Annotated in this window: 14 protein-coding genes and 4 tRNA genes; 3 read left to right on the forward strand and 15 right to left on the reverse strand. The window is 64.3% G+C overall.

Annotation, left to right across the window (positions count from 1 at the left end; genetic code table 11):
- Positions 1-145: 145 nt before the first annotated feature.
- The 12 genes from IE071_RS14220 to IE071_RS14275 all read right to left on the reverse strand — a co-directional run bounded on the left by IE071_RS14220 (position 146) and on the right by IE071_RS14275 (position 8,806).
- Positions 146-221: transfer RNA gene (locus tag IE071_RS14220), tRNA-Thr, on the reverse strand.
- 86 nt (positions 222-307) lie between these two features.
- Positions 308-381, reverse strand: a tRNA-Gly gene (locus IE071_RS14225).
- 18 nt (positions 382-399) lie between these two features.
- A tRNA-Tyr gene (locus IE071_RS14230) sits at positions 400-485 on the reverse strand.
- A gap of 104 nt (positions 486-589) precedes the next feature.
- A complete protein-coding gene (locus tag IE071_RS14235) occupies positions 590-1,078 on the reverse strand; it encodes an acyl-CoA thioesterase (protein WP_189442104.1) in 489 nt (162 codons plus the stop codon).
- Positions 1,079-1,212: 134 nt separating this feature from the next.
- A complete protein-coding gene (ychF, locus tag IE071_RS14240) occupies positions 1,213-2,301 on the reverse strand; it encodes a redox-regulated ATPase YchF (protein WP_189442106.1) in 1,089 nt (362 codons plus the stop codon).
- A gap of 81 nt (positions 2,302-2,382) precedes the next feature.
- Positions 2,383-2,976, reverse strand: a complete 594-nt coding sequence (gene pth, locus IE071_RS14245; protein ID WP_189442108.1) for an aminoacyl-tRNA hydrolase — start codon at positions 2,974-2,976, stop codon at positions 2,383-2,385.
- A 53-nt stretch (positions 2,977-3,029) separates the two neighbouring features.
- Entirely contained in the window at positions 3,030-3,722 is a 693-nt protein-coding gene (locus IE071_RS14250; protein ID WP_189442110.1) for a 50S ribosomal protein L25/general stress protein Ctc, read from the reverse strand.
- A 90-nt stretch (positions 3,723-3,812) separates the two neighbouring features.
- Positions 3,813-4,754, reverse strand: coding sequence for a ribose-phosphate diphosphokinase (locus tag IE071_RS14255; protein ID WP_189442326.1), 942 nt, complete (start codon positions 4,752-4,754; stop codon positions 3,813-3,815).
- A gap of 50 nt (positions 4,755-4,804) precedes the next feature.
- Positions 4,805-4,881, reverse strand: a tRNA-Gln gene (locus IE071_RS14260).
- 46 nt (positions 4,882-4,927) lie between these two features.
- Positions 4,928-6,370 carry a 4-(cytidine 5'-diphospho)-2-C-methyl-D-erythritol kinase gene (ispE, locus tag IE071_RS14265; protein ID WP_189442112.1) on the reverse strand — a complete coding sequence of 481 codons (1,443 nt, stop codon included), beginning with the start codon at positions 6,368-6,370 and terminating at the stop codon, positions 4,928-4,930.
- Between the two features lie 79 nt (positions 6,371-6,449).
- A complete protein-coding gene (lolB, locus tag IE071_RS14270; RefSeq protein ID WP_189442114.1) occupies positions 6,450-7,052 on the reverse strand; it encodes a lipoprotein insertase outer membrane protein LolB in 603 nt (200 codons plus the stop codon).
- Positions 7,049-8,806 (reverse strand): tetratricopeptide repeat protein, encoded by a 1,758-nt coding sequence (locus tag IE071_RS14275; RefSeq protein ID WP_189442116.1) that lies wholly within the window; start codon positions 8,804-8,806, stop codon positions 7,049-7,051. The genes lolB and IE071_RS14275 overlap by 4 nt, the downstream gene beginning before the upstream one ends.
- Positions 8,807-8,899: 93 nt before the next feature.
- Between IE071_RS14275 and hemA the strand changes: the two genes are divergently transcribed.
- The 3 genes from hemA (at position 8,900) to ppk2 (ending at position 12,307) form a co-directional block, all read left to right on the forward strand.
- Positions 8,900-10,174 carry a glutamyl-tRNA reductase gene (hemA, locus tag IE071_RS14280; protein ID WP_189442118.1) on the forward strand — a complete coding sequence of 425 codons (1,275 nt, stop codon included), beginning with the start codon at positions 8,900-8,902 and terminating at the stop codon, positions 10,172-10,174.
- Between the two features lie 76 nt (positions 10,175-10,250).
- Complete coding sequence (gene prfA / locus IE071_RS14285) at positions 10,251-11,330, forward strand: peptide chain release factor 1 (RefSeq protein ID WP_189442120.1); 1,080 nt, start codon at positions 10,251-10,253, stop codon at positions 11,328-11,330.
- Between the two features lie 212 nt (positions 11,331-11,542).
- On the forward strand, positions 11,543-12,307 hold the full coding sequence (gene ppk2, locus IE071_RS14290) for a polyphosphate kinase 2 (protein ID WP_189442121.1): 765 nt from the start codon (positions 11,543-11,545) through the stop codon (positions 12,305-12,307).
- Positions 12,308-12,310: 3 nt separating this feature from the next.
- Here ppk2 and IE071_RS14295 read toward each other — a convergent pair whose 3' ends face one another.
- Genes IE071_RS14295 through IE071_RS14305 form a run of 3 tightly spaced genes read right to left on the reverse strand, consistent with a single transcriptional unit; the run spans position 12,311 to position 14,317 of the window.
- Positions 12,311-12,577, reverse strand: a complete 267-nt coding sequence (locus tag IE071_RS14295; RefSeq protein ID WP_189442123.1) for an acylphosphatase — start codon at positions 12,575-12,577, stop codon at positions 12,311-12,313.
- 4 nt (positions 12,578-12,581) lie between these two features.
- Positions 12,582-13,055, reverse strand: coding sequence for a TlpA family protein disulfide reductase (locus IE071_RS14300; protein WP_189442125.1), 474 nt, complete (start codon positions 13,053-13,055; stop codon positions 12,582-12,584).
- Positions 13,052-14,317 (reverse strand): YihY family inner membrane protein, encoded by a 1,266-nt coding sequence (locus IE071_RS14305; protein WP_189442127.1) that lies wholly within the window; start codon positions 14,315-14,317, stop codon positions 13,052-13,054. Before IE071_RS14305 ends, IE071_RS14300 begins: the two co-directional genes overlap by 4 nt.
- Positions 14,318-14,350: the final 33 nt, after the last annotated feature.

The following is a 14,350-nucleotide window of genomic DNA, read 5'->3' on the forward strand; positions in this document are numbered from 1 at the left end:
ATCCACGTGACCAATCGTGCCGACGTTGACGTGCGGCTTGGTGCGTTCGAATTTACCCTTTGCCATGCGCGCTAAACCCCGATGGAGTCAATGAATTGAAAGGAACCCGCCCTTTTCGGGGCTGACCGTGACCGGCCGGATGAAATGGTGCTCATAACAGGAATCGAACCTGTGACCTCTTCCTTACCAAGGAAGTGCTCTACCGACTGAGCTACATGAGCGTGTATTTGGTGTATTTCAGCCGTCCTCCGTGACGGCGTAGATCAAGACCAGCATCCTGCCGGACTCTTCAATCAAAGCAGCGCAATGGAGCGGAAGGCGGGAATCGAACCCGCGTAATCAGTTTGGAAAACTGATGTTCTACCATTGAACTACTCCCGCCCTGCGCGGAACTCTTGCTGGTGGAGGGAGGTGGATTCGAACCACCGAAGGCGTAAGCCAGCAGATTTACAGTCTGCCCCCGTTGGCCGCTTGGGTATCCCTCCAACAAAGAACGCGTATTGTGTGGATCGGGCCCCAAACTGTCAACACCTTGTGGCACCAAATTCGCATGCTGGAGCGAATTTCCTGCGGAATTCCGCGTCCGTCATCAGCCCAATGATGCGGCGCGCAGGTCGACCAGCTTCTCCATCCCCTTGGACAGTTCCAGCAACTGCTTCGCCTGCGCCTGCAGTTGACGCTCGCTGTCGTCGTGCGGCTCCCAATGCGGCACCGGGGTCGGCTTGCCGTCCGGACGATCCAGCGCCACGAACACCATCACGCAACTGGTCGCCAGCCGGTGCTCGTCCTTGCGCAGGTCACGCGCCAGCACATCCACGGCGAAATGCATGCTCGAGGTACCGGTGTGGATCAGTCGCGCCCGCACCGTGACCATGTCACCGATCAGGATCGGCGCCACGAACTGGATGCCACTGACCGACGCGGTGACGCAATACGCCCCGCTCCAGGCCACAGCGCAGGCATAGCCGGCCTGGTCGATCCATTTCATCACCATGCCGCCATGCACCTTGCCGCCGAAATTGACGTCGGTAGGCTCGGCGAGAAAGCGGAACGTCACTTCGTGCTGTTGTCCGGGCATGTGGACTCCCGCGAAACTAACCATGAATGGAATCCGCATTATGCCTATGCGGCAGTCAACCTGTTGCTCGGCAAACGGATGCACACAAAAAAAGCCCCGGCCAGACCGGGGCTTTTTTTGTGGCGGAGCGAGGCTCAGACGTTGAACAGGAAGTGCAGCACGTCGCCATCCTTGACGATGTAGTCCTTGCCTTCCTTGCGCAACCGCCCGGCTGCAGCGGCACCTGCCTCGCCCTTGTACTGGATGAAGTCGTCGTAGCTCATCGTCTCGGCGCGGATGAAGCCGCGCTCGAAGTCGGTATGGATCACCCCGGCCGCCTGTGGTGCGGTGAAACCGCGCTTGATCGTCCAGGCACGCACTTCCTTCACGCCGGCGGTGAAGTAGGTCTGCAGGTCGAGCAGTTTGTAACCGGCGCGGATCACCCGGTTCAGACCCGGCTCGTCGAGGCCCATGTCCTTCAGGAACTCGTCGCGGTCCGCATCTTCCAGCTGCGCCATTTCCTCTTCGATCGCCGCACATACCGGCACCACTTCGGCACCTTCGGTGACGGCACGAGCACGCACCAGCTCCAGCAGCGGGTTGTTCTCGAAGCCGTCATCTGCGACGTTCGCGATGTACATCAACGGCTTCAGGGTGAGCAGGAACAGGTCGCGCACCAGCGCCTTCTCTTCCTCGTCCAGGCCCAGGCTGCGCGCGGACTTGCCTTCATTGAGGCCAGCCGACAGCTTCTGCAGCACCGGCTTCTTCGCCATGGCTTCCTTGTCGTTCGCCTTGGCCGCGCGCTCGGCACGGTTCAGTGCCTTGTCGACCGACTCCAGGTCCGCCAGCGCCAGCTCGGTGTCGATAGTGTCGATGTCGGAGAGCGGATCGACCTTGCCGGCGACATGGATCACGTCACCCTCGAAACAGCGCACCACGTGGGCGATCGCATCCACTTCGCGGATATGCGCCAGGAACTTGTTGCCGAGACCTTCGCCCTTCGACGCACCGGCGACCAGGCCGGCGATGTCGACGAACTCGACCGCGGTCGGGATCACCTTCTGCGGATTGACGATGGCGGACAGTGCATTGAGACGCGGGTCAGGCACCGGCACCACGCCCACATTCGGCTCGATCGTGCAGAACGGAAAGTTCGCCGCCGCGATGCCGGCCTTGGTCAGCGCGTTGAACAGGGTGGACTTGCCGACGTTAGGCAGGCCGACGATGCCGCATTTGATACCCATGATGATTCCGGTGGGGAAACGCGTGTGGCTATCGGTCGAATGACCGGCCCGCAACCCGCGTCTGCCGCATAAATGGTGGTGTTACCTGGTTTTGCTTTCTTCTGTCGTATGCAACTGCTGCATCGCCTTGTCGAACTGACCGTCGACCGCCAGCGGCAGCACGTCCATGGTGCGGGCGATACCGCCGAGGATCGCATCCTCGTCCTGCGCCGATGGCCGGCCCAACACCCATGGCGTGACTTGGTCGCGATGACCGGGATGACCGATGCCCACGCGCAGGCGATGAAACTTGCCGTGACCCAGATGTGCCATGAGGTCGCGCAGACCGTTCTGGCCGCCGTGGCCACCGTCGAACTTCATCCGCACGGTACCGGCAGGCAGGTCCAGATCATCGTGCGCAATCAGGCACTGTTCCGGCTCGATCTTGTAGTAGCGCAACGCCGAAACCACGGCGATGCCGCTCTTGTTCATGAAGGTGGAGGGCTTGAGCAACCATATCTGCTGGCCGCCGATGCGCACGCGACAGCTTTCGCCATGCAGCTTGCCATCGAAACTGAAACGCTCGCCCTGCCCGCTGGCCAGAGCGTCAACAAACCAGAACCCGGCGTTGTGCCGGGTTCGGAGATATTCGGCACCGGGATTGCCCAGTCCGACGATGAGTTGCAGTCCTGCCATGAGCAGCCAGCCATGCGAGTCCCGCGCCCGATACGGGCGCGGGACAGCATGACTTACTTCTTGTCGGCAGGCTTGGCTGCAGGCTTGGCAGACTTGGCTGCAGCGGCCTTGTTCGCCTCGGCCTCGGCCACGGCAGCAGCGTCTTCGGCAGCGTCCTCGGCACTTTCCTTGACCACGTTGACCGTGACCACCGGGATGTCGTGCGACTCACCGAGCTGCAGCGCGGGCAATTCGACATTGGCCGGCAGCTTCAGCTCGGACAGGTGGACGATGTCGCCAGCCTTCAGCGCGCCCAGGTCGAGTTCGATGAACTCGGGCAGGTGCTTCGGCAGGCAGCTGACTTCCACTTCGGTCAGGTTGTGCGAGATCACCACGCCAGAGGTCTTGCCGGCCGGCGACGATTCCTGGTTCAGGAAGTGCAGCGGCACGTTCACGCGCACCTTGGCGTTCTCGTCGATGCGCAGGAAATCCATGTGCATCATCAGCTGCTTGTACGGATGCTTCTGCCAGTCGCGCACCAGCACCTTCTGCACCTTGCCGTCGACGTTGAGGTCGAGCACCGAGGAGAAGAACCACTCGTTCTTCGCGGCGAGCAGGATGGTGTTGTGTTCGATCTGGATGCTCTCGGGGGCCTGGCCGGCGCCGTAGACGACGGCAGGCACGAAGCTCGCATGACGCAGGCGGCGGCTCGCACCTTTCCCCTCGTCCTTGCGGCTCTGCGCCTTGATTTCATGAGTCTTGGTCATTTCAGTACTACCTAGGTTTGTGTTTGCCGCCTCGCGGCGGCTTGAATGGTTCCCCCGCGACCAGAGGAACCGAGTAAAGGGACAAGTCCCTCAGTCGACGTACAACGAACTCACCGACTCGCCAAAGGCGATGCGGCGAATGGTTTCCGCCAGCAGCTCGGCAACCGAGAGCTGACGGATCTTGGCGCAGGCCTGCACTTCCGGGCGCAGCGGCAAGGTGTTGGTGACCACCAGCTGGTCGAGCTGGGAGCCTTCGATATTGCTGATCGCCGCACCCGACAACACCGGGTGCACGCAGTAGGCGACCACCTTGCGGGCACCGCGATCCTTCAACGCCGCCGCTGCCGCACACAGCGTACCGGCAGTGTCGACGATGTCGTCGACCATCACGCAGGTCTTGCCTTCCACGTCGCCGATGATGTTCATCACGGTGGACACGTTCGCGCGCGGCCGGCGTTTGTCGATGATCGCCAGATCGGCATCGTCCAGCCGCTTGGCGATGGCCCGCGCACGCACCACACCACCCACGTCCGGACTGACCACGATCAGGTCGTCCATGCTGTGGCTGCGCCAGATGTCGGCCAGCAGCACCGGCGAGGCATATACGTTGTCGACCGGAATATCGAAGAAACCCTGGATCTGGTCGGCATGCAGATCCACCGTCAACACCCGGTCGACGCCGGCGGCGCCAATCATCCTGGCAGCCAACTTGGCGGTGATCGGCACCCGCGCCGAACGCGGCCGGCGATCCTGTCTGGCATAACCGAAATACGGGATCACCGCGGTGACACTGGCCGCCGAGGCACGCTTGAGCGCATCGGTCAGCGCCAGCAGCTCGAACAGGTTTACCGCGCTCGGCGCGCCGGTCGGCTGCAGCACGAACACTTCCTGCTTGCGGACATTTTCCTCGATCTCGATCTGCACTTCGCCGTCGCTGAACGTGCCGACCAGTGCCTTGCCCAGCGGCACGCCCAGACGATGGGCGACATCCTCGGCCAAGGCACGGTGCGCGTTACCGGTAAACAGCATCATCGGGGTGGACGTGTCCACGGTGTTACCTCGAAACAAAAGCCATCATGAAATGGCTGGGGCGGCAGGATTCGAACCTGCGTATGCGGGAATCAAAATCCCGTGCCTTAACCAGCTTGGCGACGCCCCAGTAGTATTTGTGTTCGCTTGTACCTGTCGCTGTTGTTGCCTGACCGTCAGCGGCCGTCTGTTGTCCGTGTCGCCCGCGCCGCGCCGCGATGGCGCGCCAATGCATCCTGCAGGGGTGACACATCGACACCCATGGCCACCTGCGCCGTGAATGCCGCCGGGCAACGTGCGGTAATCGTCGTCGCCCGATCGAATGACTTCGCCTCCAGAAACACGCAGCCACCGCTGCCGGACAGCCGCGCCTGACCGAAACCGCCGAGCCAGTCCAGTGCTGCAGCCACCCGCGGGTGCCGCGCACGTACGACCGGCGCAAAGGCGTTTTCCGTCGTTTCACCGGAAACAAAGGACGAAATTGTCGCCCGCGGGGCATTTCGTGTCAATTCAGACGCTTGAAAAAGCGCGGCGGTCGGCACCGATTCGTGCGGGTCGATCACCACATAGTGCCGCGACGGCAGGCTCAGTGGGGTGAGCTGCTCGCCGATGCCCTCGGCCCAGGCCGAGCCGCCGCGCACGAACACCGGCACGTCGGCACCGAGCTGGCGGCCTAGCTCGGCCAGCACATCCTCGGCCAGATCCAGCTGCCAGAGCTGGTTCAACGCCACCAGCACGGTCGCCGCGTCGGAACTGCCGCCACCCAGGCCGCCGCCCATCGGAATGCGCTTTTCCACCTCGATATCCACGCCGAGCGAGACGCCGGCGTGCTCGATATCCGCGCTGTGCGGAACGCCGGCGTGCTGCTGCAGCAACTGCGCTGCGCGCACCACCAGATCCGTATGCGCGGGCACGCCCGGTATCTCGCCGTGTCGCCGGATCTCGCCGTCATCGCGCAGGCGCAGGCGGATCTCGTCGCCCCAGTCGAGCAGGCGGAATACGGTCTGCAATTCGTGGTAACCATCGGGCCGACGCCCGGTGATGCGCAGGAACAGGTTCAACTTGGCCGGCGCGGGCCACACCGTCCACTCGTCGTGACCTGGCGCCGACAGCGGCCGGCTCATGAACACACGCAGGTGATCGGGAAACCCGTTCTCGCGATCGCGCTGGCGCGCATACGCAAATGCCGGATCGTCCTTGTCGACCACGGCAAAGCCATGCTTCGCATAGAACGGCGCATTCCAGCGCACGTCGGCCAACGTGCCCAGGTCGACCCGCCGGTAGCCGGCGGCCCGCGCCCACGCGCAAGCGCGCTCCAGCAGGGCCGCGCCGATGCCGCGCTGGCCATATTCCGGCAACACGTCGATTTCGGCGATGCCGATGACCGCGCCGCCCGCGTCTGTATCCAGCCACACGAAACCGACTGGTGCGGCCGCCTCGTTCAACGCCACCCAGACCAGGCCGCGACCGATCGCCTGCTGTAGCAACTCCGGTGGGATCGACATCGCCGAGTAACTCGGCCACGCCGGATGACCACGGAACAACTGCACGGCCTGGCGCTCGATCGCGCACAAGGCATCGACCTGGCTCGGCTCGGCACGTTCGATCAGGAAGGCCATCATGGTTCCGTCATTCACACAACGGCCGCATCGCCGTCAGAGGGCGCAAAGCCTAACCCAACCGGGATGACGACGGCGCTTACTGGAACTGCCACGATTCGATCGACAGTTTCACCTTGTACGGCAATTTCTCGGCGTACACCTTCTTTGGCAGCGGCGGCTGGCGACTGCCGTCCCATTCACGATAATCGACCGCCCAGCCATCCTGCTGCAGCAGCGACGGCAACCGGTCCGTGCCGAAACTCAGTTCAGCCGGACCACTGTCGGCGCGCAGGCCAAGCACCCAGGCGCGCAGGTCGCGCAGCGGCACTTCCCAGCCCAATGCCTTGCGCATCAACGCCTCGGCATCCGGCCCGCGCAACGGGCCCGGCTCGAGACCTTCCAGCAACGCGCCATCCGCACCGCCACTGAGCCGGAAACTCTTGCCGGTGATCGGCGCACGCAGCACGAACTCGTATTGGTCACCATTTTGCGTCCAGCTGAAACTGCCGCTGCCACCGTCCTTGCCATCGGAAACGCCGAGACGCCCCTGCAGTACCCAGTGATCGGCATGCGCCAGCGCCTGCTCGCGCACGAGCTGGGCGTTGAGCAAACCGGCGTCGCCCTTCATGCGTACCGCGGGCACGCAGGCGGCCAGCAGCAGCGGCAACGCGACTGCGAGAAAACGGAGATTTCGCTTCATGGATGCAACCGCTTCAGGGTTTGCTGCAGGCTGCTGCTGTGCGGATCGAGCTTGCGCACCTCGTCGAAGACGCGCTGCGCATCCTGCGTATGGCCCTGCTTCCACAACACTTCGCCCAGATGCACGCCGACATCGGCGTCCTTGCGTGCCAGCCAGGCGCCACGCAGTGTCTGCGCTGCCTGATCCAGATTGCCCATGCGGTATTGCAGCCAACCCCACGAATCGGCGATCGCAGGATCATCCGGTTTGGCCGCGCGGGCGACACTGATCAATCGCTCAGCCTCGGGCAGGTCGCGATTCGCATCGGCCAGGGTGTAGCCGAGCGCATTGCTGGCATCGACATCGCCCGGCTTGATCTTCAGCAGATGCTGGAAATCCTGCACTGCCAGATCGATCTGGCCCGCGTCGGCATAGGTCAGGCCACGGTTGTACAGCAGCCCTGGATCGTCCGGCACCACTTGCAGGGCGTGGCTGAAGGCAGCCTCGGCCTTCGCATAATTCTGTTCGCGCAGATACAACTCGGCATCGAGCTGCCACGCCTGCCGCAGCTGCGCCGGCTGATCGAGATAGCTCATCTGCATCTGCTCGAGCATTTGATGCGCATCGGCCCGCTTGCCTTGCGAGTGCAGCAACATCGCACTGTGCAGGTCGGCATCGAACGCATGCGCGTCGTCATCGCCCACCTGCTCGTACCAGGCCAATGCCTCGGCATCGCGATGCTGCATCTCGGCCAGCTGACCGAGCAGATAGGCGCTGGCAGTACGCACATCGGGCGGGGCCTTCTGCATCTCCTGATACAGCGCTGCCAGCGCCTTGTCGTTCTTGTCGCGCGCCGCCAGGCCCGCGCGCATCGCGTAGGTGTCGGCGTTCTGCGGACCCTGTTCGAGCAACCTGGACGCGCCGGTGTAGTCACCGGCCTGGCTGAGCAGACCGGCGTAGGCCAGCCGCAGCTGGGTATTCTTCGGCGCCTTGGCCAGCGCCTTCTGCAGCAGCAGGCGGGCACCGGCGCGATCGCCATCCTTGAATTTCATCTGCGCCGCCCAGGCGTAGGTTTCGGCGCTCTTGAAGCGCTGCACCGCTGCGTCCGCAATCTGCATGGCGTAGGCGTGCCGGCCGAACTTGTCGCCCAGTTCGCTCATCGCCAGCCAGGCCTGCGCTTCGCCGGGCAAACGTTGCGGAGTCGCCAGGGCTTCCAGCAGACGCGCCGCCTGGGCCTGATCGCGCGCACCTACCAGCACACGACCGAACTGACGCCAGGCATCCTTGTCGCCACTGGCGGTCAACAGCTCCAGCTGGCGCCGCGCTTCGTCCGCATCGCCATGATTCAGCGCCAGCTCGGCACGCGCCTGCGCCATCCCGGCCGGCTTCGCGCCCAGTGCCTGCCAGCGGTCCAGCGCCCGCTGTGCTGCCGCATCGTCGCGCACAGCAATCGCCAGGCCGGCAGCTCGCTCGGCCACCTCGGGATCGTTGCTCAGCGCCATCGCCTTGCCGTAATGGTCCGAGGCCGTCTTCAAGTCGGTATGGCTCAACGCCATCTCACCGGCCAGCAACTGCGCCATCACGTCGTGATCGGCGTCCGGCGTGGCCACCACCAGGGTTGCCAACGGTTGCGCGGTGCCGACCGTTTTCTGGGCCGGCCGCAGCGGCGCACCGGCACAGGCGGCCAGACCCAGCGCCAGCAGCGTGAGTGCCGTAAAATGCCGCAGTTGCTTGAACTTGCTCGCCCCGCTCCGCACACTACTCTCCATCCACATGCCTGTTCTGCTCGCCTTGCTCATCGCCTGGCGACGTTGCGCCAAGCTTAGCCTACGCCGCCGGATCCCTGCCGCCGAGATGCTCTCCTCACCATGCCGCTGATCGCCCTCGGGCTCAATCACCTCACCGCGCCGGTCAGCCTGCGCGAACAGGTGGCGTTCGATGCGGACGCCGCGGGCGAGGCTTTGCTTGAGCTGACCCGCGAACCCGGCGTGGAAGAGGCGATGATCCTGTCCACCTGCAACCGTACCGAGCTGTATGTCGGCGTGGCGGCCGGTGCCGAGGACATCCCGCGGGCATGGTTGAGTCGTCATCATCGTCTGACTCCCGGCAAGCTGGATGAGTTCCTGTATCGGCACGATGAAGACGACGCCGTGCGCCACATGTTCCGCGTCGCCACCGGGCTCGACTCGATGGTGCTGGGCGAACCGCAGATCCTCGGCCAGGTGAAGGATGCGTACCAGCAGGCCCGCGACGCGCAGGCACTGAAGGCGCCGATGGACCGCTTGTTGCAGCACACCTTCGCGGTAGCCAAGCGCGTGCGCACGGATACCCGCATCGGCGCGCATACGGTCTCGGTCGCGTTCACCGCGGTGCGGTTGGCCGAACAGGTGTTCGCCGATCTCCAGCAGGCCTGCGTGTTGCTGATCGGTGCCGGCGACACCATCGAGCTGGCCGCGCGGCATCTGGCCGAGAAGCAGGCGCGCCGGATCATCGTCGCCAACCGCACGCTGGAAACCGCGCAGGAACTGGCCGGTCGCTATGGCGGTTACGCGATCGCGCTGGCCGACCTGCCGCAGCATCTGGCCGAAGTCGACATCGTGATCTCCTCCACCGCCGCGCGGCAGCCCATCGTGACCCGCACGATGGTCGAGCACGCGATGGCGACGCGACGGCGCAAGCCGATGTTCATGGTCGACATCGCGGTGCCGCGCGATATCGAAGCGAGCGTGGGCGAGTTGCCGGATGTCTATCTGTACGGCATCGACGACCTGCACCAGGTGATCGACGACAACCGCCGCTCGCGCGCCGCCGCTGCGCACGACGCCGAGGCGATTATCGACCTGCAGGTGGACCGTTACATGGCCTGGCGGCGTGCGCTGACCCTGAAGAATCCCGCCGTGGACATGCGCCAGCACGCGGAGACCTACCGCGACGAAGTGCTGGGCAAGGCCCGCGCGATGCTGGCCAACGGCAAGTCGGCCGACGACGCGCTGGCGTTTCTCGCCAACACGCTGACCAACAAACTGCTGCACCACCCCAGCGCGCGTCTGCGCGAGGCGGCGCTGAACGGCGATCTGGATCTGCTGCATGCGGCAGGTCGCCTGTACGGACGGGATGACGAGCAAGGCTCGAGCGACGAATAGCGAGAGCGGCTGGCTGCCGCTCACCGGAACAGCGGCTTCGCCGTCACCCTCGCCACTCATCACGCGTACCTGCTTTATGACCCCATCGATCCGCCGCAAGCTCGAAGCACTGGCCGAGCGCCACGAGGAAATCGGCCTGCTGCTGTCGCAGTCCGACGTGCACGCCGACAACACCCGCTTCCGCGAGCTCTCGCAGGAATACGCCCAGCTCGAACCGGTCACCACCTCGCTCCGCGAGCACGACCAGGCCGAACGCGAGCTGGCCGAAACCCGCGCGATGCTGGACGACCCCGAGCTGCGCGAGATGGCACTCGACGATGTACGCCGGCTGGAGCAGCGCCTGCTCGATCTGGACGGCGAACTGCAGCTGCTGCTGCTGCCGAAGGATCCACGCGACGAGGCCAACCTGTATCTCGAAGTGCGCGCCGGCAGCGGCGGCGACGAGGCGGCGATCTTCGCCGGCGACCTGTTCCGCATGTACCTGCGCTACGCCGAAAGTCGCCGCTGGCATGTCGAGATTCTCAGCGAGCATGCCGGCGAACATGGCGGCTACAAGGAGATCGTGGCCCGCGTCGAAGGCGGCGGCGCCTATTCGCAATTGAAATTCGAATCGGGCACCCATTGCGTGAAGCGCGTGCCGGTCACCGAGTCGCAGGGGCGCGTGCACACCTCCACCGCCACCGTGGCCGTGCTGCCCGAGCTGGACGAGATCGAGGACATCACGATCAACCCGGCCGATCTCAAGACCGACACCTTCCGCGCCTCCGGCGCTGGCGGTCAGCACGTCAACAAGACCGACTCGGCGATCCGCATCACCCACCTGCCGACCGGCACCGTGGTGGAGTGCCAGGAAGAACGCAGCCAGCACAAGAACCGCGCCCGCGCGATGAGCCTGCTGAAGGCGCGTCTGCTCGACACCGAACGCAGCAAGCAGACCGCCGAGCAGGCCGAGTCACGCCGGCTGCAGGTCGGCACCGGCGATCGCAGCCAGCGCATCCGCACGTACCGTTACAAGGACAACCTGGTCACCGACCACCGGATCGGCCTGAACCTGTACAGCCTCGCCGAGATCATGCAGGGCGACCTCGGCGAACTGATCGACACGCTGACCCGCGAGCACCAGGCCGACCAGTTGCAGGCGCTCGGCGGCGTCTGAACCTCACCGTCACGGTTCGTCGGGGTAACCTTCGACCCCTACTACCTGCGACTAGCGACTCGGGGCGTACGATCTGCGACAGCCCTCCCCTTGTCGTCATTCCGGCGAAGGCCGGAATCGCACTTCGACTTTCATACACTGCAGTGCGATTCCGGCCTTCGCCGGAATGACGATGCAGAGGAGTTTCGAGGCATGGAAGTTCGGAGATCGACATGAGCAAGCACTACCGCAAGACGATGAAGCAACTGCAGCTCGAGCTGATCCGCCTTCAGCACGGCCTGCATAGCAGCGGCAAGCGACTGCTAGTCATCTTCGAAGGCCGCGATGCCGCCGGCAAGGGCGGCACCATCAAGGCCATCACCGAGAGTCTGGACACCCGCGACTATCGCATCGCCGCGCTGCCCAAACCGAGCGAGCAGGAAGCCTCGCAATGGTATTTCCAGCGCTACGTTGCCCACCTGCCCTGTGCTGGCGAGTTCGTGCTGTTCGACCGCAGCTGGTACAACCGCGCCGTGGTGGAACCGGCAATGGGTTTCTGTAGCCGGCAGGAATACGAAGCCTTCCTCGATGCGGTGCCGGCGTTCGAGAAGCTGCTCACCGACGACGGCATCATCCTGCTCAAGTACTGGCTGGCGGTGGATCAGGCCGAGCAGGAAGAGCGCTTCGCCGAGCGCGCCGATGATCCGCTCAAGCGCTGGAAACTCTCGCCGGTCGACCTGGCCGCGCGGCAGAAATATGCCGAGATGGGCAAGCTGCGCGACGTGATGATCGAGCGCACGCACACCGTCAACGCGCCATGGTTCGTGGTCGATTTCAACGACCAGAAGCGCGGTCGCGTCAACCTGATCCGGCATCTGCTGCAACAAGTGCCATTCGATGACAAACCGATCGCCGACGTGAAGCTGCCCAAGCTCAAGGGCAAACCGAAGACCGAGCACGTCACCGACAAGGCGGTACTGGTGCCGGATACGTTCTGACCCTCAGCCGGTATGGAAACCGTGCAGGTCCTGTTCCGGCAGATCCTCGCGACTGACCACGTCGACCTTCGCCGCCGGCGGTCCGTGCTGCAACCAGCGCTCCAGCGCATCGAGTGCGTTCGCTGCGCCGCTGGCCAGCACTTCGACGCTTCCATCCAACCGGTTCTTCGCATGCCCGACCAAGCCGAGGCGCAACGCCTGCTCGCGGGTGCTGGCGCGATAGAACACGCCCTGCACCCGGCCGCTGACGATGAAACGTGCAGCAGGCATCACATCATTTGCCGCTGATGGCCGCTTCGAGCGAGGCGGCGGTGACCGGACCGACGAACGGTTGGGTCACCGTGCCGTCCGGGCGGATCAGATAGGTGGTAGGCAACCCACGTGGCTCGTCGAAATCCTTCAGCGGCTTGTCCATCAGGACCTGGGCGATCGGATAGACCACTGGATGCTTCGCCACGAAAGCCTTGATGTCGGCCGGCTCGCTGTCATCGTAGGCCAGCCCGATCGCCGCGACGTTCTTGTGGGTGGCGACGAAGTGCGAGATGTCCGGCATCTCCTTGATGCACGGCACGCACCATGTCGCCCAGTAATTGACGATCACCCACTTGCCTCGCTGCGCAGCGAGGTCGAAGGTTTTGCCGTCCAGCGTGGCGATCTTGAGCGTGGGTTGCGCCGGCATCGCCGCATGCGCCGGTGCGATGAGTACCAGTGCGAAGGCCAGTGCAGCAAATGATTTGAACAGGGTCATGCAGTTTCCTCGGGTTCGTTAATCGCCGGCGCTGGAAACGCCAGGTGCAGTCGCGTACCCAATTGAATATCCAGCGCAGCGGCCACCTTGATGAGCAAACCGATCAGTTCGGCCGGCAGGTCGAGGCCCAGCTGCGCCACTTCCTCGGCGGGTTTGAGCGGCAGACGATAGCCGGTATGGGCATAGATACGCAGCAGGTCGGTACTGTCGAGACTGCGGCAAAGCAGCCAGCCGCCGGTCTCGCCTTGCCGGATCAGCCCGGCACGTCGCAAGTCATCGAAATAGGCGGCAATCAGGCCGCTGCGCAGATACGGTTCGCGCACGCGCACCGCCAACGGATCCACGCAGTTACCCGCGCGCTGCGCCTCGACGAAATGCCGCAGCACCACCATCAGGCCGAGGAACTCCGCTCCTTCCGGCAGCGTTTTATCGGGCGGCAGGTATTCGTAGGAGGAGATCGACGCAGCGATCGACGCACCGAGTATCACGATGACCCACGCCAGATAGATCCACAGCAGAAAGATCGGCAGCGCCGCCAGTGCGCCATAGATCTGCTGGTAGGTATGCGCGCTGTGCACGAACCAGCGGAAACCCCAGCGTGCGATCTCGAACACCACCGCACCGAGCAGCGCACCGATCGTCGCATCGCGCCTCGACACGCGCCGGTTCGGCACCACCACATACAGCAGCCACAAGGTGATGAAGGTGACCACAAACGGCAGTGCGCGCAGCAGCCACCCGCCCAACCCGAGCTGCACCGCCGTACCCTGCAGCAGCGGCAACGCCGTGATGTAGGAACTCACCGCGAGGCCGCCGACCACCAGGATCGGCCCCAGCGTCAACGCGGCCCAATACAGCAGCAAGCGCGAGACCCAGCCGCGCGGCCGCTGCACGCGCCAGATCCGGTTCATCCGGTCCTCAATGCTGACCATCATCGAGATCGCGCTGAACAGCATGACCAGGATGCTGATGCCGGTCAGTCCGCTGGCGTTGCTGGCGAATACCTGCAACGCCTCCTGCACGTGATGGCCCGCGGCTGGCACGAAGCTGCGGAACACGAAGTTGAGCAACGTATCGCGCGCACCCGCGAACACCGGGAACACCGAGAACATCGCCAGCGCCGCCACCATCAACGGCACCAGCGACACCAGCGTGGTGTAGGACAGCGCGCCGGCCGTCTCGAAGCACTTGTCGTCGACAAAGCGCTGCCAGATGAAGCGGCTGAAGCTCGACGTGCGGTCGCGGTCGTAACGCAAGGCCATGAACATCCCTTCGTGGATTGCCGTCCCGCAATC

Source organism: Rhodanobacter panaciterrae (genome assembly GCF_014651895.1).
Lineage (GTDB): Bacteria > Pseudomonadota > Gammaproteobacteria > Xanthomonadales > Rhodanobacteraceae > Rhodanobacter > Rhodanobacter panaciterrae.